This is a genomic window from Pseudomonas sp. P8_241, assembly GCF_034008315.1.
Taxonomy (GTDB): Bacteria; Pseudomonadota; Gammaproteobacteria; order Pseudomonadales; family Pseudomonadaceae; genus Aquipseudomonas.
Genome location: NZ_CP125377.1, coordinates 640527 through 664459, shown reverse-complemented (window position 1 = coordinate 664459; position 23933 = coordinate 640527). Strand labels below are relative to the sequence as shown.

The window sequence follows — 23933 nt, the reverse complement described above, 5'->3', positions numbered from 1 at the left end:
GCAACGCTTGTCAAATACCCAGCTTCGACCGGACCTTTTCCAACAGACTCAGCGGCGCACGAACTCGCAAAGGCGGATTGAGCGCCTCAACGATCTGCTGACCGATTCGCGCAAAACTGAACTGACTGACAGCCAGGTCTCGACCGTTTCGAGCGATACGCTCTGCCAGATCCGGATCGCTGCGCAATTTGCCCAGTTTTTCCCGAAGTTGAGCAATGTCCCGGTAGAAAACAATGTTGTGCATATCCCGCAGCCCCAGCGCCTGACTCTCCGGCTCTCCCTGGTCATAGGCCAGCAATACACAGCCGCAGGCCATGGCTTCGAAATTCTTGATCATGAACTCGCCCATGCCGACATCGGCGCTTACAAAAAAACGGATACGGTTGAGTGTGTCGCGGTATTCCTCACCGGATTTCGTACGGGTGACCACCAGGGGTTCGACGTCGGCAAGCTCATCGAGCAGGGCTTTGCGCCCGCTGTAGGCAACGCTGTTGGTGCTGCCGACAAAGGCCAGTTCGATATCCCGGTCTCGACCTTGATCCTCAAGCTGAGTCTGGTCGTAGCCCTTGGGAACGAACACCGCGTCGAATCCTTCGCCACGCAAACGCTCGGTGACCACGAAACCGGAACTGATGATTCGTGCCCACGGTAGCCGACGGTAGTGCGCGCTGAACTTACCGGTGTACTTGCAAGGAATGTAATTCTGGTAGGCATCGTGTTCGAGAATCACCAGATTGGGAATCGTGCGGATAAATCCGACCTGGCGAATTTCCTGCTTGAAACGCAGGAAAAACACGATTCGGTCATATTGCGATACATCGACTTCGCGGCGGAAATAACTGCGCAGGTTGCGCTGCTCATCGCTGCTCAGCCACCGTAGGTCGCACTCGCAATGAGCTGCCACGCCGTCATATAAACGGTCCAGGATGGCCCGCTGATCCTTCTGTACCAGAAATAGAACTTTCATCGTTTTCCTTGCCGCAACAGGCACACCCAGCAACACCTGACACCCTTCCCGCTCACAGCAGGTGTACTTCAGGCCCGTAAACTTTACAAATGCCAGAACAGCTCATGGCGGCGCACAGCTTTGCGAAAAAAATCATTTTCACCGTAAGGCGAACCGGAGCGCCCGGCTAACAACCGTTGCAGCGTGCGACGCAACCTTCGCTTGAGCGGGGCTCGAGGCTGCAGGTCATGCATCATTCCCAGCGCCATGGCCTTATCACGCTGCAGCGCCTGGGCCAGCAAAAGACAGAAGGGATGCATTGTCTGCGTCGAATCAAAGTTCGGCGCAAGCGCAACGCCAGCACCGGCATCACCCATGGGCCAGCGATCGTTGTCATGCAAGTGATTGGCGTATCCCAGTAGCGTCGGTTGCCATTGCAACCCATTCAAGGCTTCAAGGACGGCTGCATGTGCACAAATATGATCAGGGTGCGGATCGAGGGTCGGGTGCGGCAGCACAATCACCTCGGGCTGAGCCCGCAGCAGCAATTCTCGCAGGTCGGCCACCAGGTTGTTCCAGGTCGGCGCGCCATCGACATCACCCGGCAGCGCAAATGGATTCAACTGGCGAAACAGGCGAGTGTCACTCAGGTCCGCCTCGCGCGAGCCTGCCGGCTGAGTCGGCGAAGCTTGCATGGTCGCCAGTTGCAGACAGAAATAGCCAAGCTGCACGCAGCGTGCTTCGGGCACCCCCGCCCAACGCGGCACTGCAATGCTGTCCCAGGTTCGCAATCGGCCTTTCAGACGCGCAGCTTGGACCTTGTCCAATCCCATCTGCTGATAGTGTTCAGCTTCAATTTCACCGGCAGTCAGCGTGACGATCCAGGCTTCATCGGCCTGGCTGTACAAGCCGTAAGCCGCCAACTCCGCATCATCGGCATGGGGCGCGATGACCATCACCCGCTGACGACGGTAGTCGGGATGTTCGAAGGCCCACAGCACAGGCTCGCCGAGCAATCGGCAGAAACGCCCGCGCAGACGTAATTTACCTTGTGACAGTGTCTGCGCCTGACCACTGAGGTTCAGGTAACGCAAACCGTCCACACCACGTTCGAAAGCCTGTCGGTCTGGTTTATCTCCCCCGGCCAATTCGATCACCGGATCGAGGAACCGCCCCAACCATGTGCTTTTGATTCGCAACGCCAATACCAGCGTCGCATCGTCGACCAGCATGACACCATCGTCCAGCCGCAGCTGATCGCCGCTCAGGTGCACCTTTGGCTGTGGCGTGTAGGGTGGGAAGCTGTACTCATAATCGTCAGTGGGTGAGTAGAAAAGATGGTCGGCAAACCAGGCCTCGTGGGCGATCCAGCCCAGCACCGCGAGCATCAGCGGCACCCACCAGGCGACCAGCACACCGATAATAACCAGCAGCACCAGTGCACTGAGCAGAGCTATGCGCTTGTTGCGCCGGTGACGCTTGAGCAACTGTTGTTTGCGACTCATCACTTGGCTCATACGGTGAAGACCGGTACGGGGTTGCACCAGCGATCCTTGTATTCACGATCGGCACGACCGAAAGAAAAACGCAACGGCTTGTCCTGCGCGCGGGCATGTTCCCAGGCGCTTTGGGTATTGAGAAAACTCAACACGCTACCGGGACTGAACTCGCGGGTTTCAGGATCAACGCCGCCATTGATGTACTCGACACTGATCCACTGCGGCGTCTCGACGCGGTACACCAGCTGAATCGCGATCGGCGCATCGTTGAGAAAGATCACCGAACCGATCAGCAACTCACGCAACAACTCGATGACCTCGGCCATGCGTTCAGCACCTGTCGCTGGAAAGCCCCAACGGCGCTGGAACAGATCGCAATAGATCGCCCCCAGTTCACTGCTGGAAAACTCAGAAACCGGGCGCACCACGCCGCCCGCCTCTTCCAGCAATCGCAATTCACGGCGCTGGTTGTAGCGAAACTTCTTCGACAGTTCTTCGGGCGTGCGGGCCATCGCCAACTGCTCGGCCTGCAACTTGATGCCGGTGAAACGGCCCTCGTTCAGGGCCGACAAATAGCGCCCGCGATGGCGCAAAGGCACCTGAGCATCAGCCGCGGCGGGCAGAATGATCTCTGCATTCCCCAGATCGAACAGACCTTTCTTGCCGCGGCGCTTGAGCACGTCCTTGGACAAGGCCAGATCGCGTCCCCAGGTTGGAATGGCCGCCTTGACGTCGCCATCCTGCATCCAGGCGAGGTAGCGAACCGGGATGTCGGCCAGTTTTGCCAAACGCTCGACCACCATGGGGTGGGTCGCAACACTGCCGCCATAACGCTGCCAGGTTTGGGTATAAACCGAGGCGTCGACTACCGCCCAGCCACGTTCACGCCAGCCTTGAAATCGGTTGAGCATCAGCCCCTCTGTGCCAGTTCGGTAACATGCGGCAAGTGCCAGAAAGCGTCGCGTACCGCGCGGTCGGAGAATCGCTCGTACAGGCGCTCAAGCATCAACTCGGCGCATTGGCGATGTTGTTGCTCGTCCATTGCAGCCAGATGTTGCAGGCCTTGAGCCAAATGCTCGGCATCGCCCAGCGGGAACAGAATGCCCACGCCTTCAACCACTTCCTTCGCGCCACCACATGCGGTTGCAAGCAATGGCACTCCGGCAGACATTGCCTCCAACAGCACCATGCCGAACGGCTCGTGATCGGAACTCAGGGCAAACACATCGAAGGCACGAAAATAGCGACGTGCCTCGGGGACCTGACCAAGAAACAGCACTCGATCACCAATCCCGAGCTCACGGGCCTGCGCCTTGAGATCTTCCTCCAACCGCCCGGAACCGAGGATCACCAGTTGGCTGTTGGCCGGCAAGCCCGGCAGGGCTTTGGCAAAACCGTCCAGCAACGTGGCCTGATCCTTGTCCGGATGCAGGCGCCCGACGTTGCCGACAATCCAGGCGTCCGCCGCCAGGCCGAGAGTTTCCCGCGCTTCGGCGCCCAACACCTGGGTTGCCTGCAAAGTATCCACATCGATCCGGTTGTAGAGCGTACGAATCCGCGACGCCGGCCATTTCGGCAGGCAGCTGCGCATATCATCGCGCACGGCATCGGAGACGCCGAGCAAGCTCAGGCGCTTGCGAAAGAAATTCGCGAACAGCTTGCGGCTGCCACGCTTGTAATCGTCAAAAGCGTGGTGCACGCCTATCACCGGCAACGATGTGCCAAGCAAGGCGATGTAAACAGGTTTGAAGCGATGAGCGATGCAGAAACTGAAATTGCGCGAAGCGGCGATTTTACGCAGATCGCCGATGGCACCCAGCTTCAGGCCTCGAATGGCCTTGGAGCTGTACTCCATGAACAGCACTTCATCAGAGGCGCACCCCGCAGCGACTTCGGCATCGGCGACCCCGGTGAGAAACACCGTGGTCACGCGATAGCCGGTCCCCGCGAACAGGCTGGCGTACTGCCGGGCGCAGTCCAGAAACGGGCCGTCGTAGCCGTGACAGAACTGCAACACATGGCGTTCAGCCGAGCGTGTCATAGGCGTTTGCGCCCTCTTTAACCACCAGAATGTCTTCCATGATCAAATACTGTAGATCGGAACCGAAGAACATGTTCAACGCGTCCGTCGGCGAGCAGATCATTGGTTCGCCACGACGATTGAGCGAGGTGTTCAGCGACACGCCGTTACCGGTCAGCACTTCCAGCGCTTTCATCATGTCGTAGTAACGCGGGTTGTATTCGCGCTTGAGCACCTGGGCGCGGGAGGTACCGTCTTCGTGGACGACTTCCGGCACGCGGGTTTTCCACTCTTCCGCCACTTCGAAGGTGAACGTCATGAACGGGGCCGGGTGATCGATCTTGATCATCTGCGGTGCCACGGTGTCGAGCATCGACGGGCAGAAAGGCCTCCAGCGCTCGCGGAACTTGATCTGGTGATTGATGCGGTCAGCCACGCCCGCAATGCTCGGGCAACCGATGATCGAACGACCGCCCAGTGCACGCGGACCGAACTCCATGCGGCCCTGGAACCAGGCCACCGGGTTGCCATCGACCATGATTTTGGCGATCTGCTCGGGCATGTTGTCGAGCTTGCGCCAGTTCGGCTTGTCGACATGACGGGCGCAGGCTGCGATCACGTCTTCGTTGCTGTACGACGGGCCGAGGTAGACGTGTTCCATCTTCTCGACCGGGACGCCACGGGCGTGGGACACATAGGCGGCGGCGCCGACTGCGGTACCGGCATCGCCGGATGCAGGCTGCACAAACAGTTCTTTGACGTCGTCGCGGGCAATGATTTTCTGGTTGAGCTTGACGTTCAACGCACAGCCACCGGCGTAGGCCAGTTTGCCGGTTTCCTTGAGCACGTCGCCCAGGTAGTGGTCGATCATCTGCAGCGATATTTTTTCGAACAGCGCTTGAATGCTCGCGGCGTAGTGGATGTAAGGTTCATCGGCGATATCGCCTTCGCGCTTGGGACCCAGCCACTCGATCAGCTTCGGCGAGAAGTAGTAGCCCTTGCCTTTCTCTTTGTAGCGACGCAGGCCGATGACGTTGGCGTAGTCGGTGTTGATCACCAGCTCGCCGTTTTCGAACGAAGCCAGGCGCGAGAAATCGTATTTGCTGGCGTCGCCGTACGGCGCCATGCCCATGACCTTGAACTCACCATCGAGCATATCGAAACCGAGAAACTCGGTAATCGCGCCATACAGGCCGCCGAGGGAGTCCGGATCGAAGAATTCCTTGATCTTGTGGATCTTTCCGTTTTCGCCATAACCGAAGAAGGTCGTGGCGTACTCGCCCTTGCCGTCGATGCCCAGGATCGCGGTTTTCTCTTTGAAACCGGAGCAGTGATAAGCGCTGGAGGCGTGGGCCAGGTGGTGTTCGACCGGCTCGATCTTGATTTTCTTCGGATCAAAACCCAGTTGCTCCAGGCACCAGACGATCTTGTTGCGATAGCGCTTGTAGCGACGGTTGCCCATCAGGATCGCGTCGAGTGCACGGTCCGGGGCGTACCAGTAACGCTTGGCGTACTGCCAGCGGGCCTTGCCGAACAAGCTGATCGGGGCGAATGGAATCGCTACCACGTCAACGTCGGAAGGTTTGATACCGGCCTGCTCCAGGCAGAATTTTGCCGATTCGTAGGGCATGCGGTTCTTTGCATGTTTATCGCGTACGAAGCGCTCTTCTTCAGCGGCCGCGACCAGCTTGCCGTCGATATACAGGGCTGCGGAAGGATCATGGCTAAGGGCGCCGGACAGGCCAAGAATCGTCAATGCCACAGGGGTCTAGCCTCTTTAGTCTGCGTGCAGGCGCAAGCGCCTCAAAAATTAATGTGCCCTCGCAAGGGGCGAGAGACAGCTAAAGGGCGGGATTATAGCGTAAACGTGGAGGGAATGACCCTTTGCGAATTGCCCCAGGGTAATCGCCCTGCAGAAACATCTCCTGGCGGCTCAACTACCACCGGTGCGCCAGTAAATGCCGATATGACCATCCGCAAACTGACGGTAAATCGTATATGGCAGCGAAATCGTGTCAAACACGCCAGATAGTGGAAGATCCAGCAACAAGGCTGGCGCCATGATTCCACCGGGCTGGGGTGGCCCATTCAACATGCAGAAATCATAGGCCAGCCCGCTATAAACCCGCGGAATGGCCTGGCAGTAGGTTTTTTGCCTGCGCAAATCCTGAGCAACGTCGGCATCGCTCTGCAAGACGCTCATGACGGTGCCGCAGCCGGTCAAAACCCATGAAAAAACGCCCAGCGTCACAGCTTTTTTCATCGCCAACATCTTGCCCCCCCGAGAACGTCAGACAAACTAGCATCGGGGCGATGTCAGCCACAGTTCATGGCGTCCCAGGATCGCGTAGGACAATTCATCAGAGTTTGTCTGCTTTATCGGTTGGCAATTGCGACGTCCTCGCGAGCAACCTCGCGCGCCCATGCGATCCGATGCGAACACAAATTGTGCGCTCGACCCGGATCCTTTGTGGGAGCGATTCAGCTCGCGAAAGAGTTTAAATAGCGCTCGAAACGTCTTTGGGCAGACGTTGATCGATTTTCTGATACAGCGCACTGCTCTCGGCCCAGTTGCGCATGAACCGCGCACGATCGCGCAAATAGGCGGGGGCAAAGCTGCCTACAGTGCCGTGCTGACACATTGAATCAAGATCGATCAGCGCCCAGCGATCCTCGTGCCAGAACAGGTTATGCCCCTTGAAGTCGCCATGGCTGATACGCAGACGAATCAGCTCGGCAAACAGATGATCCAGCGCGACCAGCTCGGACTCCGGCGCATCGCCACTCTCAACATAGGGCGCAAACCTCTCGATGATGTCGGGCCCCGGCAAATACTCGGTGACCAGGTAAGCCCGGCTGCGCAACCACAGAAAACGCTTTTCCAGCAACGCCAGCGGCTTGGGCGTGGCAATGCCGAGGAACGCCAGACGATTGCCTTCGCGCCAGGAATGCCAGGCGCGACTCGGGCGCCAGAAACGCTTGAGCCAGTGGGCAAACCCCTTGATGTTGTAGCGTTTGATCACCAAAGTGCGGCCATTCACCTCAACCTTGCCGACACTCGCCGCGCCGCCGGTTTTGTAGAGGTGTCCCTGATCAAGCAACGCGTCGGCCTGCTCAAGCACCGGCAACATGGCCGCCTCTTCCTCACGACGAATCGCCCGCAAACCGAACGCACCGCGCTGCACACTGAACAACGAGCACTCACGGCCAACCTTGATCAGATAATCCTTGAGGCGCCATTGGCGGACTTTGTCGATCTGCTTTTGCAGCGCCTCCATGGGCAGGGCATGCTCGCCGTTGCTGAGCAGGTAATACACCAGCAACTCTTCGATGAACGGATCCAGCGATGTGGGCAGCTGAGCGAAAAACACCCCGAGGTTTTCCAGGACTTTCTGTCGCGAAAGCGGTTTGCCCGGTGTTTCCGAGCAGATTCCGGCACCATCGATCAAGTACAGACGACCGCCCTGGCGCAACAGATTGTCCAGGTGCAAGTCTTCCTGCCACAGGCCCCTGCGATGCATTTGACCGATTGCGCCCAAGGCCTCAGCCAGCACCGCTCCTTGCCCATCGGACAATTCAGGCTGTTGCTCAACCTGTTTCCAGGTATCGCCCAGGCTTTCGGCGCGCTCCAGAAACTCAAACAACAGCCAGCCACCCTCGCCGTCCTTCAGGCCATCGGCCAGCAGTTGCGGCGTGGTCAGTCCTTGAGCGGCGAGCAAGCGCACACCGTCCAGCTCCCGCTGAAAATGTCGTGCCGCCTTATGGCCGACCAGCAACTTGGCCAGCACCGGTCGGCCACGCCAGACACCGGCACCGACGTAGCGCTGCCCCGGCAATACCCGCAATAGGCTCAGTAGTTGCAGATCGGCAGGGCCAGCGGCGTCAGCAAGTGTCACATTCAGTGGCAAGTCTGGACTACGGCCAGCGGATTTCAGTTCAGACAAGCGCATCAACGCGGCCCCTTGTGACTACGGCGCGCCGTAAGACGCTGTAACCAGCTGTCGATCAGAGAGCTTTCCTGACCTTGATCCAGATAAGCGGCGAGCAATTCACGCAATTGCGACACGTCCCACTCGGGGGCGCGGCGTGTCAAAGGCTCCAGGTCCTTGACCCGGTCACGCTGCCCGTAAAGCAACGGCCGGGTCTTTTCCAGATCGATCAATTGACCCTGATAGCCTTTTGCGGTCGCTCTCAGAAAGATGTGCTTGGGGTAGAAGCAACCATGCACCTGACGCTTGGCGTGCAGTTGCCGCGCCAGTTCACCGCAGGCCTTGAGGATTTGCGAGTGCTGCTGCGGGCTCAGCTGCGACCAGCGCTGCAACAGCGAATCCAGATCGTCCCAGCCATCCAGGGCTCGGGTCAACAGGATCGCGCGGACCTCTCCATCGATCTTTCGCACGCCGTAGAACGCCGCTTGCAGCGCCGGAATGCCCAACTTCTGATAGCGCACGATGTTTCGAAATTCGTGGGCAAAGCTCGGCTCGCCGAACGGCGCGCGCAACGTGCGGGTCATGTAATTGCTCTGGCGTTTCAGGTAAAAGCCCTGACCTTCCAGATCCAGCCGAAACACGCTGCTCCAGCCTCCCCGACCGGTGTTGGGTTCATCCACCGCCTCGAGCTGCTTGGCCCAGAGGGCATCGAACGTGCCGAGACCATGTCGCTCGAGCAGCGCACGATCTTCAGCCGCCAGGAAATCAGTCATTCGCGTCCCTCGAAAAATCTCACCACATGCCGGATGCGTTTTTTATCGGCCGCATTGAGCCGGGTCCGATTGCGGTATTGCAGGTAGAAGCGCAGGCGCTGCGTGGCCGACAGTTGATACTTGGCAACCTTGTCCAGGCATGCCAGATCCTTGGTAATGCGGTACTTGAGCCAGAACCCGCGCCAGAAATCACCGTTGGGGCAATCGATCAGGAACAGCTGAGCCTGATCGTCGATCAGCAGGTTGCGCCACTTCAGATCGTTATGGGTGAAGCGGTGGTCGTGCATGGTTCGGGTGTACTGGGCCAACTGGCGACTGACGCTATCTACCCAGGCGCGATCCGCCAGTTTCGGGTCGTGGCGTTCGGCTAATGCCGACAAGTCTTCGGTATTGGGCAGCTCGCGGGTGATCATCGCACCGCGATCGTACGCCGCTCCGCGTCGTTCGAGCCCCCACGCCACTACTTCGGCAGTGGGAATTCCCCACTTGGCGAAGCGCTTGAGATTTTGCCACTCCATCTTCACTCGGGGTTTACCGATATAGCGACGCAACCCCTTGCCAGCGCCGACATAGCGTTTGACGTAGTAATTGACGCCATTGCGCCGCACGCGGATGACCTCGGACAGCGGATCTCGAGTCAGCCGCTCGCCCTGGAGCGAGAACACGGCCTCCAGGCTGCCGAAGTCCTCTGCCAGATCACTGTATGCCGGCTCCAGTCTCCAACCCGACATCAGAGCGCATCTCCGTATCGCTGTTTTCGGTCGTAAAGTTTGTTGGCCTTGCCTTCGAGCCAGTTCAGCAACCCGGCCTCCTCGCCCAGAATCTGCCGCAGAGGCCGCTGGAAATAGCCCTTGAGGAAGCGCAGCTTGTCGCGCCGGGTCAGACCGATGTCCAGCGCGGAAAAGTACAGTGCCGCCAGATCCTTGTTGCGCCAGCGCTGGGTGATCGCCGGGCGGGTCTGGGCGCGATGCAGGTCGATCACCGACAGTTTGAAGTCATCAAAGGTCACCGGTTTGTCGGTGTGCAGCAGGAAATGGCAGATGTAGCAGTCGCGGTGATTGACGCCAGCACGGTGCATCATGCCCGTCATGCGCGCGACTTCGGCGATCAGCGCACGCTTGAGCCTTGGCTCCGGCGGTTGCTTGAGCCAGTTGATACTGAAATCTTCGAGACTGACGGTTGGCGCCAGTTCTTCGGTGACGATAAATGAATGCTGGTCGGCCGGATTGCTGCCCTTTTCGCCGTAAGCGACGGCGGTCATGGTCGGCACGCCGGCTTCGTGCAGGCGTTGAATGGCCTTCCACTCCTGACCCGCGCCGAGCACCGGCAGTTTGGCGGTGAGCAGGTTCTTGAAGATTTCACCCCAGCCGATGCCACGGTGGATCTTCACGAAAAACCCGTGGCCGTTCACCTCGGTGCGCAGGGTACGGCGTGCTTCAAGCTCACGGTACACTTCGCCCTGCAAACCCTCGACTTCGGCGAACGGGTCACGTCCGGCCCAGAGGCTCTTGAACGGTTCAGCCAGCATCAACTTCATTTAGCGTGCTCCGCCAGAATCACATCGGCCGCGTGCTGCGGCATGCTGTAGAGGTCGGCCGTCTCGGCGAAGGCCAGACCGTTTCGGCTCCAGGCCGCCCTTGCTTGAGCGTCGTTCAACATGCCGGTCAGGCACTGCGTCAGTTGTGCCTGTTCGAAAGGCTCATCCAGCACAAGGCCAGCGTCAGCCTCGGCAATGTAATGCGCATAACCGCAGACCGCGCTCACCAGCACCGGCAACCCGGCGACCAGGGCTTCAAGCAGAACGGTACCGGTATTTTCGTTGTACGCCGGATGTATCAACAGGTCGGCACCCAACAGGAAACGCGGGATATCGCTACGCCCTTTAAGGAACGTCACGTTATCGCCAAGCCCCAGTGTCGCACTCTGCATCTGGAATAACTTGGGGTCGTCCTGGCCGATTACAAACAGGCGGGTGCGTTTCTTCAGGTCAGCTGGCAATGCGGCCAACGCCTTTAGGCTGCGATCCACGCCCTTGGTCTTGAACCCGGAGCCGATCTGCACCAGCAACAGCTCATCGTCCTTGAGGTTGAATTCGGCACGGAATCCGGCGCGAATCTCATCGGCATCCGTCGGTCGGCGACGGTCCTGGGCGATACCCGGCGGCAAGAGATGGAAGCGCTCCAGCGGTGTGTCGTAATGCTTGATGAACAGTGGCTGCTGAACTTCGGAGATCATCAAGACCTCGGTTTTGGCGTCCTTGGCGAACACGGCCCGCTCGTACTCGGCGAAATGGCGATAGCGGCCCCAGCGACGGTACAGCGAGTTACGCAGGTTCTGCGCTTTGTCTTCGAAACAGCCGTCGGCGGCGTAGTAGACGTCCAGGCCCGGCATCTTGTTGAAGCCGATCAGGCGGTCGACCGGACGCTTGGCCAGGTCCGCCTCCATCCACTCGCTGAGTTTTTCATTGCGCCGATGATTGAAGAACGCCTTGACCGGCGCCACCAGCACTTCAAAGCCCGGCGGCACGTCGCCTTCCCAGATCAGCGTGTAGACGCGAATCTGATGACCGCGCTTCTGGCACTCCAGAGCGATGCGCATGAAATCGCGCTGCAAACCGCCAAACGGAAAGTATTTGTACAGAACAAATGCCAATTGCATCAACGCAGCTCCTCAGCCAGTAACAACGTGCTCAGACGGCTGGCGACACGCTCGGGATTCAGGCGCGTGAAGCACAGGGGCCACTCGCGTTTCAGGTCAAACTGACGGGCATCTTCGGCCGTCGGTTGATACGTACATTTCTTTTGCAGGCACGGCGCACAGGGGAAGTCGCTGGCCAAGTGAATCTGCGATTTGCCGTAGGCGCCGGTCAGCCCCGGGTTGGTCGGGCCGAACAACGATAGCGTCGGCACATCCAGCGCGGCCGCCAAATGGCCAAGACCGGTATCCACCGCGACACAGGCCTGCGCACCGGCCAGCACCTTGCCGACACCGGCCAGGTTCAGCTTCGGCAGGACTTCGGCGTGTTTGAAACCCGACGCAATGCGCTCGGCACGGGCTTTCTCCAGCGGATTGCCCCAAGGCAATTTCACGCCTACACCGAGATAACCTACGCGCTCGGTCAGTTCGCGCCAGTAGGCTTCGGGCCAGTGCTTAGTGTCCCAGGTGGTGCCATGCAAAAACAGCACGTAGGGATTCTTGCGCGGCAACTCCACCATGCGCTCGACATTCAGACCGTAGTCACCCAGACCTTTGGGCAAGTCATAGCCCAGCGCGATGGCGAACAACTGACGAACCCGCTCCACAGCGTGCTGACCACGGGCAACTGCCAGGCGCCGATCGTAAAAACGCGCGGCGATCGGTTCGCGCGCCGAGCGCTTGTCCAGTCCGGCCACCGGCGCCTTGACGTAACGGGTCAACCAAGCACTTTTCAACAGGCCTTGGGCGTCGATCACCAGATCGTATTTCGTGGAGCGAACGCTTTGCTTGAATCGCTTCCACTCACCACTCTTGATGGTTTGCCAGATGTTTTTACGCCAGCGACGGATCGCCACCGGAATCACCTTGCCCACGGCCGGGTGCCAGGTCGGGATTTCGGCGAAGCCCTCTTCCACCACCCAGTCGAACTGGATGCCGGGAATTGCCCGCGCCGCGTCGGTCAGCGCCGGTAACGCGTGAATCACGTCGCCCAGCGATGAAGTCTTGATCAACAGAACGCGCAAACTATTTGACCTCGACCACAGTGCCCTGCAACCGCTGCAAAGCATCGTTCACCACTTGCGGCATGAGCTGGCGCAAGCAGTTGTAATGGCCAAAACGGCAGGTGCGATCAAAGCAAGGGCTGCATTCGATGCCCAGACGCACGATCTCGACGTGCTCGGCCAAAGGCGGCGTGAAGCCGGGCGACGTCGAGCCGTAAACCGCCACCAATGGGCGATTCAGCGCAGCAGCGACGTGCATCAGGCCGGAGTCGTTGGACACCACCGAATCGGCGCAGGACAGCAGATCGATGGCTTCGGCCAGCGAGGTGCCGCCGCTGAGGTTGACCGACTCTTCACGCAGACCGGGAATCAGCCGAGCGCGGATGTCTTCGCCCACGGCATGGTCGTTTTTCGAACCGAACAGCCAGACTTGCCAGCCCTCGCGGATTTTCGCTTCAGCCACTTTCGCGTAATGCTCCGACGGCCAGCGCTTGGATTCGCCGAACTCGGCACCGGGGCACAGCGCCAACACCGGACGATCAAGGACCAGGCCGAACTTGGCCAGTGCCGCTTCACGGGTGACCGGATCGATCTGCAACATCGGGCGCGGGTACGGTTGCGGCAAGTCGACGCCCGGCTCGTACGCGAGCGCCATGAAGCGCTCGATCATCAGCGGATAACGGTCTTTGTCCAGCGTGCGCACATCATTAAGCAGCCCGTAGCGAAACTCGCCACGCCAGCCGGTGCGTTTCGGGATGCCAGCAAAGAACGGCACCAGAGCCGACTTCAGGGAGTTGGGCAACAGGATTGCCTGGTCGTATTGCCCAGCCAGGGATTTGCCGATGCGCCGACGGGTCGCCAACTCCAGTGCGCCGTGACCGAGCGGGAAGCTCAAGGCCTGGCGAACTTCGGGCATGCGCTCAAGAATCGGCCGGCTCCACTCGGGGGCCAGCACGTCGATTTCGCACTGCGGGTGGCGTTGTTTGAGACACTGAAACAGTGTCTGCGCCATCACCATGTCACCGACCCAACTGGGCCCAACGATCAGAATTTTCATGTGGTTTCCATAAACGAACCGGGGAGGCCTACGCCTCCCCGCCTCGAGAATCTCTGTGGAAGCATGGCGGCTTGCGATGGGTCATCACCTTCAACATTGCTGTCGACTGTCACTCCGCTATCGCGAGCAAGCCCGCTCCTACATGGGTATGGGTGCAACTCGATCTGCGCAACACTGCCGATCTACTCCTGTAGGAGCGAGCATACTCGCGATGCACCTGAGAACGTCGCGGGGCGTCAGGCTCGCCGCGTTATCGTTAACGAACATCGCGAGCAAGCTCGCTCCTACAGGGGATAGTGGCGTATCAAATATCCCGTTTCAGCTTAGCCCCAGCTCACGCCAGATCCGCATGACCTGACGCCTTTCGTCCGCGAACTGATCGCCCGGTATGACCCCGGCATCCTTCTGCAACGCCTGCCGGTGCGCGGCAGAGCGGTAAGCTTTATAGGCCTCACGCAGCAGGCTGGCATCTTCGACGGGCATCAACCCTTCGTGCTCCAGCTCTTCCAGAATGCGGATGTTATCGGTCCAGCGCAGCAATGGCGGGTGCGTTTGCGACCACGCCAGGGTCGCGTATTGCACCATAAATTCAATATCGACGATACCTCCGGCGTCCTGCTTGAGGTCAAAGGGCGCTGCGGCCTCGAAGGCGTTCGGCCCGGTTCCGGCGGCGGTACCCTTGCTGCCGAGGTTCTCGCGCATCTTGGCGCGCATCTCGCTGACCTCCTGGCGCAGGGTCGGCAAGTCACGGGCTTTGCCCAGGATCGCGGCACGGACTTTTTCAAAAGCCTGGCCGACATCCTGACTGCCCACCAACACTCGCGCGCGCACCAATGCCTGATGCTCCCAGGTCCAGGCTTCATTTTCTTGATAGCGGGCAAAAGCCCCCAACGAACTGACCAGCAAACCCGAGGCCCCGGACGGTCGCAGGCGCATGTCCACTTCATACAACTGGCCGGAGTTGGTCTGCGCCGTCAGCAAGTGGATGATGCGTTGCCCCAGACGGGTGAAGAATTGTGCGCCATCAATAGGTTTGGGGCCGTCGGTTTCCGCCTGCGGATCACCATCGTGGATGAACACCAGATCCAGGTCCGAGCCATGGCCGAGTTCCAGGCCGCCGACTTTCCCATAACCGACAATGATGAAGCCCGGATCGCACACGGTCCCGTCGGGGCGCAGTGGCGAACCGTATTTGGCCACCGTTTGCCGCCAGGCCAGGGCCAGCACTTGTTCGAGGATCGCTTCGGCGAGCCAGGTCAGGTAATCGCTGACTTTCATCAGCGGCAGGCTGCCGGCGATTTCCGAAGCGGCGACCCGCAGGCGATGCGCCAACTTGAAATGACGCAGGGCTTCCATTTGCTGTTCGAGGTCGTCTTCGGGAATGCGCGTCAAACGCTCGCGCAATTCGGCGGCCAGTTCCGGCGCCAAGGGTGGCTTGAACAATCGGCCTTCGTTGAGCAACTCGTCGAGCAACAGCGGGAAGCGGGTGATCTGCTCGGCGATCCACGGGCTTGCGGCGCACAAGGTCAGCAAGCGTCGCAACGCACCGGGGTTCTCGGTCAGCAGCACCAGATACGCGGAGCGGCGCGCTACGGCCTCTACCAGTGGCAGCACCCGCTCCAACACCAGATCCGGGTTGGCGTGCTCCACAGCCTGTGCAAGCAAGCGTGGAATAAAGGCATCGAGACGCTCACGCCCCAGTCGCTGCATGGCTCGCAATTGCGGACTGCCGCGCAGACTGGCCAACGCCTTAAGCGCCTTCGGAGCATCGGCGAAACCGCCCTCTTCCAGCTGACGGCAAGCGGCCTCTTCATCCTGGGCTTCTTCCCACAACGGCAACCATTCTCCGCCAACCACCACTTCGCTTTCGGCGCCTTCCTCCTCGTCGGGATCGGCGATCACCTGAGCGAAGTGCCAGGCCACGCGACCACGCCAGAACATCAGTTGTTCGTGGAAGGCTTCCCAGTCGGGGAAACCGAGCATGAACGCGATACGCGCCTGATCCTGGGCAACGTCCGGCAGCATTTGGGTCTGGCGGTCGGCGATCGCCTGAATCGCGTGTTCGGTGTAACGCAGGAATTCATAGCCTTCGCGCAGCTCGCTGATGACCGCCGGCGGCAGATAGCCCTGACCTTCCAGCGTGTTCAGGACTTTTAATAGAGGACGCTGCTGCAGACTCAAGTCGCGGCCGCCGTGAATCAGCTGGAACGCCTGGGCGATGAACTCCACTTCACGGATGCCGCCGGAACCCAGCTTGATGTTGTCGGCCATGCCTTTGCGCCGCACCTCCTGCTGGATCAGCTGCTTCATGGTGCGCAACGCTTCGATGGCCGAGAAGTCCAGGTAACGACGATAAACGAAGGGTCGCAGCATCTCTTGCAGTTGCGCGCCGGCCACCTGGTCGCCGGCCACCACCCGCGACTTGATCATCGCGTAGCGCTCCCAGTCGCGCCCCTGGTCCTGGTAATACTGCTCCAGCGCGTTGAAGCTCAGCACCAACGCACCCGACGAGCCATAGGGGCGCAAACGCATGTCGACGCGGAAGACAAAACCGTCGACGGTCATCGGGTCCAGCGCCTTGATCAGACGCTGGCCGAGACGGATGAAGAATTCCTGGTTATCCAGTGGACGCTTTACGCCAACGGTTTCGCCGCCCTCAGGGTAGGCAAAAATCAAATCGATGTCCGACGACAGATTCAGCTCCACCGCACCGAGCTTGCCCATGCCGAGGACAACCATCTGCTGCGGTTCGCCGCTGCGCCGGCCGGTCGGCACGCCGAACTGCTGACAATGACGTGAGTACAACCATTGATAGGCCTGATCGATGCTCGCGTCAGCCATATCCGACAGGTCGCGGCAGGTCTGCACGAGGTCGGCCTGACGGGTCAGATCGCGCCAGATGATCCGCACTTGATGGCGCGCACGCTGGCGCCGCAACGCACGGCCGAGCTGGTCATCGGTCTCGGCGATGCCCGCGGCGGCGGCAATCTGTGCGCACAATTCGCCGGGGGCAAAACTGCGATCCAGTTCGCCAGACTGAACCAGCATCAGCAGCATCAAGGGATCGCGCACGCTCTGCTCAGTGACGAAGTCACTGGCGGCCGTCACTCGGGCAAATTGCGCCCAGCGCTCCGGCGTCCAGGCGGACAATCCATGGTCATCATCGAGCGCGGCGACGGCAGCGCGAAACGACTGTTCGGCACGGGTGACAAACGGCAGGAGAATGCCGGGCAGTTCGGCAAGCGAAGGGAGGCTCATGGTCTATCCTTGATCGGCGTGCATCGGGCTGCATGTAGTGGATTTCGAAAACCCACTACCTGAAGGAGTGTCGAACAAAAGTTAGAAATAGCTGAAATTTCTATTATTTTGGCAGCCAGCATCAAGCTTTCACCTATTCGAGTTGGAAAAAGACCAACCTTAACGATTATTCTCACAACGCAGCCGGGGGCCACAAGCCGCTCATCTGTAGTTTTACTACTCGTATATACATTACCAAGGCTGAAATGCCGGAAGATTTGTAGTAAAACTACACGCCGCCGGAACAACCTGTCGGCAATCCAAGAATTCAAAACGTCTGCCCACAAGGCCAGTCGCTAACTCAGGCAACCGATTCTGGTAGCCTTTCCGCCCTGGAGCAAGCCATGCAAGACCTCGATCCCGTCGAAACCCAGGAATGGCTGGACGCCCTGGAATCGGTTCTCGACAAAGAAGGCGAAGACCGTGCTCACTATCTGATGACCCGTATGGGTGAACTCGCGACCCGCAGCGGTTCGCAGTTGCCTTACGCCATCACCACGCCTTACCGCAACACCATCCCGGTAACCCACGAAGCACGCATGCCTGGCGACCTGTTCATGGAACGCCGCATTCGCTCGCTGGTACGCTGGAACGCGATGGCCATGGTAATGCGTACGAACCTGAAAGATTCCGACCTCGGCGGTCACATCTCCAGCTTCGCTTCCAGTGCGACCCTGTATGACATCGGCTTCAACTATTTCTTCCAGGCCCCGACCGACGAACACGGCGGTGACCTGATCTACTTCCAGGGCCACACCTCGCCAGGCGTTTACGCCCGCGCATTCATGGAAGGCCGCATCACCGAAGACCAGATGAACAACTTCCGCCAGGAAGTCGACGGTCAAGGCCTGTCGTCCTATCCGCACCCTTGGCTGATGCCTGACTTCTGGCAGTTCCCGACCGTATCGATGGGTCTGGGCCCGATCCAGGCGATCTACCAGGCACGCTTCATGAAGTACCTGGAACACCGCGGTTTCATCCAGCCGGGCAAACAGAAAGTCTGGTGCTTCCTGGGCGACGGCGAGTGCGACGAGCCGGAATCCCTGGGTGCGATCTCCCTGGCCGGCCGCGAGAAGCTGGACAACCTGATCTTCGTCATCAACTGCAACCTGCAGCGCCTCGACGGCCCGGTTCGCGGCAACGGCAAGATCATCCAGGAACTCGAAGGCGTGTTCCGCGGCGCTCAGTGGAACGTGACCAAAGTCATCTGGGGCCGTTTCTGGGACCCACTGCTTGCCAAGGACGTCGACGGCATCCTGCAACGTCGCATGGACGAAGTCATCGACGGCGAGTACCAGAACTACAAAGCCAAAGACGGCGCGTTCGTACGTGAACACTTCTTCAACACGCCTGAACTCAAGGCCATGGTTGAAGACCTGTCCGACGACGAGATCTGGAAACTCAACCGTGGCGGCCACGACCCGTACAAGGTCTATGCGGCGTACCACGAAGCGGTCAACCACAAAGAACAACCGACCGTCATCCTGGCCAAGACCATCAAAGGTTATGGCACCGGTGCCGGCGAAGCGAAAAACACTGCGCACAACACCAAGAAGGTCGATGTCGAAAGCCTGAAGTTGTTCCGCGATCGTTTCGACATCCCGGTCAAAGACGACGAACTCGAAAATCTGCCGTTCTTCAAACCGGAAGAAGGCAGCGCCGAAGCCCGTTACCTGAGCGAGCGCCGTTCCGCACTGGGCGGTTTCGTGCCACAGCGCCGCGCGCAAAGCTTCAACATTCCGACCCCGCCACTGGACACCCTCAAGGCGATCCTGGACGGCTCGGGCGACCGTGAAATTTCCACCACCATGGCGTTTGTGCGCATCCTCGCGCAACTGGTCAAGGACAAGGAAATCGGTCCGCGCATCGTTCCGATCATCCCGGACGAAGCCCGTACCTTCGGTATGGAAGGCATGTTCCGTCAGTTGGGCATCTACTCGTCCGTCGGTCAGCTCTACGAGCCAGTCGATAAAGACCAGGTGATGTTCTACAAGGAAGACCAGAAGGGCCAGATCCTCGAAGAAGGCATCAACGAAGCGGGCGCCATGAGCTCCTTCATCGCCGCCGGTACTTCGTACTCCAGCCACAACCAGCCGATGCTGCCGTTCTACATCTTCTACTCGATGTTCGGTTTCCAGCGTATCGGCGACCTGGCCTGGGCCGCTGGCGACAGCCGTACCCGTGGTTTCCTGATCGGCGGCACCGCCGGCCGTACCACCCTGAACGGTGAAGGCCTGCAACACGAAGACGGTCACAGCCACCTGCTGGCCTCGACCATCCCGAACTGCCGCACCTACGATCCAACCTACGGCTACGAGCTGGCGGTGATCATTCAGGACGGCATGAAGAAGATGACCGAAGAGCAACAGGACGTCTTCTACTACATCACCGTGATGAACGAGTCCTACCAGCAGCCAGCCATGCCGGCCGGTGCCGAAGAAGGCATCAAGAAAGGCATGTACCTGCTCGAGGAAGACAACCGCGAAGCGGCGCACCACGTTCAGCTGATGGGCTCCGGCACCATCCTGCGTGAAGTCCGTGAAGCAGCGAAGATCCTGCGTGAAGAGTTCAACGTTGGTGCTGACGTGTGGAGCGTTACCAGCTTCAACGAACTGCGTCGCGACGGCCTGGCCGTTGAGCGCACCAACCGTCTGCACCCGGGCCAGAAGCCTAAACTGAGCTACGTCGAAGAGTGCCTGAACGGCCGTAAAGGTCCGGTCATCGCGTCTACCGACTACATGAAACTGTTCGCCGAGCAGATCCGTCAGTGGGTACCGGTCAAGGAATTCAAAGTCCTGGGCACCGACGGTTTCGGCCGCAGCGACAGCCGCAAGAAACTGCGTCATTTCTTCGAAGTCGACCGTCATTTCGTGGTGTTGGCAGCCCTGGAAGCATTGGCTGACCGTGGTGACATCGAACCCAAGGTTGTGGCTGAAGCCATCACCAAGTTCGGTATCAACCCGGAAAAACGCAACCCACTGGACTGCTGAGGAGAGATTCTGTGAGCGAACTCATTCGCGTACCTGACATCGGCAGCGGTGAAGGTGAAGTAATTGAACTGTTTGTGAAGGTCGGCGACCGTATCGAAGCCGACCAGAGCATCCTGACGCTTGAATCGGACAAGGCGAGCATGGAAGTGCCTGCGCCGAAGGCCGGTATCATCAAGAGCCTGAAAGTGAAGCTGGGCGATCGCCTGAAAGAAGGCGACGAGCTGCTTGAGCTGGAAGTCGAAGGTGCCGCTGCTGCGGCCCCTGCGGCTGCCCCAGCGGCCAAGGCTGAAGCCCAACCGGCTGCTGCGCCTGCCGCCGCTGCTCCTGCTGCTGCACCGGCTGCCGCCAGCGTTCAGCAAGTGCACGTGCCGGACATCGGTTCGTCGGGCAAGGCCCAGATCATCGAGATCCAGGTCAAGGTCGGCGACACTGTCGCGGCTGATCAGTCGCTGATCACCCTGGAGTCCGACAAGGCGAGCATGGAAATCCCGTCGCCCGCCGCTGGCGTGGTCAAGGCCATCAACGTCAAGCTCAACGACGAAGTCGGCACCGGCGACCTGATTCTGGACCTGGAAGTGGCGGGTGCTGCGGCACCGACTGCTGCTCCGGCCCAGGCTGCCGCTCCAGCTGCCGCCGCTGCGCCTGCTCCTGCAGCAGCTCCGGCTGCTCCGGTGGCTGACAGCGTTCAGGACATCCACGTGCCGGACATCGGTTCGGCGGGCAAGGCCAAGATCATCGAAGTACTGGTCAAGGCTGGCGACACCGTTGCCGCCGACCAGTCGCTGATCACCCTGGAATCCGACAAGGCGAGCATGGAAATCCCATCGCCAGCCGCTGGCGTGGTGGAAAGTGTTTCCATCAAGCTCGATGACGAAGTCGGTACCGGCGACCTGATCCTCAAGCTGAAAGTCAAAGGCGCTGCGCCGGCTGCTGCTCCGGCACCTGCCGCTGCCGCTCCAAGCGCACCGACTCCAGCCGCGGCTGCTCCGGCCGCCGCTGCACCTGCTGCCCCGGTCGCCGCGCCAGCCAAGCCTGGTGCAAAAGTTCACGCCGGCCCTGCCGTGCGTCAACTGGCCCGTGAATTCGGCGTCGAGCTGAGTGCCGTTGGCGCCAGCGGTCCGCACGGTCGCATCCTGAAGGAAGACGTGCAGGTCTACGTCAAAGCCATGATGCAGAAGGCCAAGGAAGCACCAGCCGCTGCTGCTGGCGCAACCGGTGGCGCGGGCATCCCGCCGATTCCGGTCGTAGACTTCAGCCGCTTCGGTGAAATCGAAGAAGTGCCGATGACCCGCCTGATGCAGGTCGGCGCCGCCAACCTGCACCGCAGCTGGCTGAACGTGCCGCACGTGACACAATTCGACTCGGCGGATATCACCGAACTCGAAGCGTTCCGTGTTGCCCAGAAAGCCGTTGCAGAGAAGGCCGGCGTCAAGCTGACCATCCTGCCGTTGCTGCTCAAGACCTGCGCGCACCTGCTCAAGGAACTGCCGGACTTCAACAGTTCGCTGGCGCCAAGCGGCAAAGCGATCATCCGCAAGAAATACGTGAACATCGGCTTCGCCGTCGACACCCCGGATGGCCTGCTGGTACCAGTCATCAAGAACGTCGATCAGAAGAGCCTGCTGCAACTGGCCGCCGAAGCTGCTTCCCTGGCTGAAAAAGCCCGGACCAAGAAGCTCTCCTCCGACGAGATGCAAGGTGCTTGCTTCACCATTTCCAGCCTCGGCCACATTGGCGGCACCGGCTTCACGCCGATCGTCAACGCGCCGGAAGTGGCGATCCTCGGTGTTTCCAAGGCAACCATCCAGCCAGTCTGGGACGGCAAAGCCTTCCAGCCGAAACTGATGCTGCCGCTGTCGCTGTCCTACGATCACCGTGTGATCAACGGCGCCGCTGCTGCACGCTTCACCAAGCGCCTGAGCGATCTGCTGGGCGATATCCGCACCATGCTTCTGTAATACCGAGCGGCCCTCCTTCACAGGAGGGCCGCTCGCATTTCAAGTTTCCGAGCGCCACGCTCGTACCTCAACCCTGCCAATTTGGCGGGGCTTTTTTTGCCTGAAATTTAACGATTAAAAGTATGTTCCTACATTTGTGGCTGATATGGGCTACAAGTCGAATCCATTTCGACCAGGTATTTTTTCATGTCCAATAAGTAATCCTAGTTTCAAAGTTATTGAACACCCAAAAACACCTTTTATTTATTTCGTTGAAATCGAATGGACGCGAACATGCTAAAACCCACCGTCGGCCCAATTCTTGGCCACATAACTACTGACGAGGCACGAGTTTTTCTGCGTGGCAAGTTACATGAAAGTGCATTGACGTTTGCAGGCATTCGTTACCGCGTACGCGGCGAGGAGAGATGGTCAAAAGGGATATTCGCCAAACTTGATGCGACGCGAGATATGTCTGATGTCATTGTAATCCGCGGTCTTGGTCACGATACCGACTATGAGTATCAAGCCGGCTGGTTCAACACCACGAATGTCGAGCACACAGTAAAATCGGTGCACGAATTGCCGCTGCAATGGCCGCAGGAACTTTATCGCCTGCGCACCCGGTCTGGCTCGGCCGGCACACCTCGAGCCTATTTCGTCGGCTCATGTCGTTACTTGCGTATGACCGCCGGCATCCCCTCGGCGCCACATCTGGGCGACCGGATATTTGCCTCGATTACACAAATGGCACAGCAAGCCGAGCCGCCGGTCAGCGCGATGTTGATGACTGGCGATCAGATCTATGTCGATGACTTGAATTTTTTCGCGCCCGACCGAGAGTTTCAGCAAATCCTGGCAAAATACCGTGCAGCTTTCTCCCAGCCGAATATCTCCCGATTAATGGCCAATGTATCGACTTACATGATCCTCGACGATCATGAAATCGAAGACAACTGGCCGAAAAATAAAAGGCCAAGCGATAACATTCTATATACAAACGCCATCACCGCTTACGAGTTATATCAAGCCAGTCACAGCCCGGCATTTGAAATACTTCACGATGGCCGAATCAGCCGAAATCCGAAGCACTATTGGTACCAATTCACCGATGGCGATATCGAATGGTTCGTCACCGATAGTCGTTCCCGACGTAATCTGTCCGCCGATGATCGACGCATCCTTGATGTGGAGCAGGAAAATGCCTTGTGCCAATGGCTGATCAGCAGCCCTGCTCGGGTCAAGATGATAGTAACCAGCGTGATGTTCTTTCCTGACGCCAAACAAGATGGAGATGACGCCTGGGCCGGCTTTCCCGGACAACGGCTGCGGTTGCTTGAAACCATTCGTTCGCACCGGCTGAAAAATGTCATTTTCGTTTCCGGTGACGTCCACGGCTCCCTGACCAGTCGACTGACCCACAGCGAAGACCCGGACTTCGAGGTACACACCATCGTGTCGTCGCCATTGTGCAACTCCAGACTGCTGCCCCACGCCCGTCGATCCAGCTTTATCCTCGACCAACCGCTGGTACGGAACGACGCAGGCGAATATCGGCAAGAATTGACGGGCAAAGTCATCAGTCAGGATAACTTCGCACACCTGGTCATCGATGCAGAACGCATTCAGGTCAATTACCACGATCAGGAGGGCAAATTACTGCAATCGACAGACATTGATTTGCGTTAATGGCAAAAAATCGCAGCTTTCGATACGGCGCCAAGGCTTCGACCTGATCAATAGCAATACTTTTGCCGCAAACTGCAGAAATCTTTTCGCCTGCCGAC

Annotated in this window: 17 protein-coding genes; 3 read left to right on the top strand and 14 right to left on the bottom strand. The window is 59.2% G+C overall.

Features of this window, described 5'->3' with window-relative positions:
- Positions 1–10: 10 nt before the first annotated feature.
- The 14 genes from QMK58_RS02935 to glnE all read right to left on the bottom strand — a co-directional run bounded on the left by QMK58_RS02935 (position 11) and on the right by glnE (position 17180).
- On the bottom strand, positions 11–967 hold the full coding sequence (locus QMK58_RS02935) for a glycosyltransferase (RefSeq protein ID WP_053153573.1): 957 nt from the start codon (positions 965–967) through the stop codon (positions 11–13).
- A gap of 83 nt (positions 968–1050) precedes the next feature.
- Positions 1051–2451 (bottom strand): PIG-L deacetylase family protein, encoded by a 1401-nt coding sequence (locus QMK58_RS02930; protein WP_053154089.1) that lies wholly within the window; start codon positions 2449–2451, stop codon positions 1051–1053.
- 8 nt (positions 2452–2459) lie between these two features.
- Positions 2460–3356: an antimicrobial resistance protein Mig-14 gene (locus tag QMK58_RS02925; RefSeq protein WP_053153570.1), complete on the bottom strand. Its 897-nt coding sequence runs from the start codon at positions 3354–3356 to the stop codon at positions 2460–2462.
- Positions 3356–4486 carry a glycosyltransferase gene (locus QMK58_RS02920; protein ID WP_053153567.1) on the bottom strand — a complete coding sequence of 377 codons (1131 nt, stop codon included), beginning with the start codon at positions 4484–4486 and terminating at the stop codon, positions 3356–3358. The genes QMK58_RS02925 and QMK58_RS02920 overlap by 1 nt, the downstream gene beginning before the upstream one ends.
- A complete protein-coding gene (locus tag QMK58_RS02915) occupies positions 4470–6227 on the bottom strand; it encodes a carbamoyltransferase (RefSeq protein ID WP_053153564.1) in 1758 nt (585 codons plus the stop codon). The genes QMK58_RS02920 and QMK58_RS02915 overlap by 17 nt, the downstream gene beginning before the upstream one ends.
- Before the next feature lie 171 nt (positions 6228–6398).
- A complete protein-coding gene (locus QMK58_RS02910) occupies positions 6399–6734 on the bottom strand; it encodes a YceK/YidQ family lipoprotein (protein WP_053154083.1) in 336 nt (111 codons plus the stop codon).
- Between the two features lie 229 nt (positions 6735–6963).
- Positions 6964–8415 (bottom strand): lipopolysaccharide kinase InaA family protein, encoded by a 1452-nt coding sequence (locus QMK58_RS02905; protein ID WP_320395851.1) that lies wholly within the window; start codon positions 8413–8415, stop codon positions 6964–6966.
- Positions 8415–9167 (bottom strand): lipopolysaccharide kinase InaA family protein, encoded by a 753-nt coding sequence (locus tag QMK58_RS02900; RefSeq protein WP_053153558.1) that lies wholly within the window; start codon positions 9165–9167, stop codon positions 8415–8417. Before QMK58_RS02900 ends, QMK58_RS02905 begins: the two co-directional genes overlap by 1 nt.
- Entirely contained in the window at positions 9164–9898 is a 735-nt protein-coding gene (locus QMK58_RS02895) for a lipopolysaccharide kinase InaA family protein (RefSeq protein ID WP_053153555.1), read from the bottom strand. The genes QMK58_RS02900 and QMK58_RS02895 overlap by 4 nt, the downstream gene beginning before the upstream one ends.
- Positions 9898–10704, bottom strand: a complete 807-nt coding sequence (rfaP, locus tag QMK58_RS02890; RefSeq protein ID WP_053153552.1) for a lipopolysaccharide core heptose(I) kinase RfaP — start codon at positions 10702–10704, stop codon at positions 9898–9900. Before rfaP ends, QMK58_RS02895 begins: the two co-directional genes overlap by 1 nt.
- Positions 10701–11825 (bottom strand): glycosyltransferase family 4 protein, encoded by a 1125-nt coding sequence (locus tag QMK58_RS02885; protein ID WP_320395850.1) that lies wholly within the window; start codon positions 11823–11825, stop codon positions 10701–10703. Before QMK58_RS02885 ends, rfaP begins: the two co-directional genes overlap by 4 nt.
- Positions 11825–12886 (bottom strand): lipopolysaccharide heptosyltransferase I, encoded by a 1062-nt coding sequence (gene waaC, locus QMK58_RS02880; protein WP_053153544.1) that lies wholly within the window; start codon positions 12884–12886, stop codon positions 11825–11827. Before waaC ends, QMK58_RS02885 begins: the two co-directional genes overlap by 1 nt.
- Position 12887: 1 nt before the next feature.
- Positions 12888–13922: a lipopolysaccharide heptosyltransferase II gene (gene waaF / locus QMK58_RS02875; protein WP_320395849.1), complete on the bottom strand. Its 1035-nt coding sequence runs from the start codon at positions 13920–13922 to the stop codon at positions 12888–12890.
- Positions 13923–14240: 318 nt separating this feature from the next.
- On the bottom strand, positions 14241–17180 hold the full coding sequence (glnE, locus tag QMK58_RS02865; protein ID WP_320395848.1) for a bifunctional [glutamate--ammonia ligase]-adenylyl-L-tyrosine phosphorylase/[glutamate--ammonia-ligase] adenylyltransferase: 2940 nt from the start codon (positions 17178–17180) through the stop codon (positions 14241–14243).
- A 383-nt stretch (positions 17181–17563) separates the two neighbouring features.
- On the opposite strand from glnE, the gene aceE reads away from it, so the two are divergent.
- The 3 genes from aceE (at position 17564) to QMK58_RS02850 (ending at position 23835) form a co-directional block, all read left to right on the top strand.
- Entirely contained in the window at positions 17564–20209 is a 2646-nt protein-coding gene (gene aceE, locus QMK58_RS02860) for a pyruvate dehydrogenase (acetyl-transferring), homodimeric type (protein ID WP_053153536.1), read from the top strand.
- Positions 20210–20220: 11 nt separating this feature from the next.
- Positions 20221–22167 carry a dihydrolipoyllysine-residue acetyltransferase gene (gene aceF, locus QMK58_RS02855; RefSeq protein WP_320395847.1) on the top strand — a complete coding sequence of 649 codons (1947 nt, stop codon included), beginning with the start codon at positions 20221–20223 and terminating at the stop codon, positions 22165–22167.
- Between the two features lie 273 nt (positions 22168–22440).
- Positions 22441–23835, top strand: a complete 1395-nt coding sequence (locus tag QMK58_RS02850) for an alkaline phosphatase D family protein (RefSeq protein ID WP_320395846.1) — start codon at positions 22441–22443, stop codon at positions 23833–23835.
- Positions 23836–23933 lie beyond the last annotated feature (98 nt).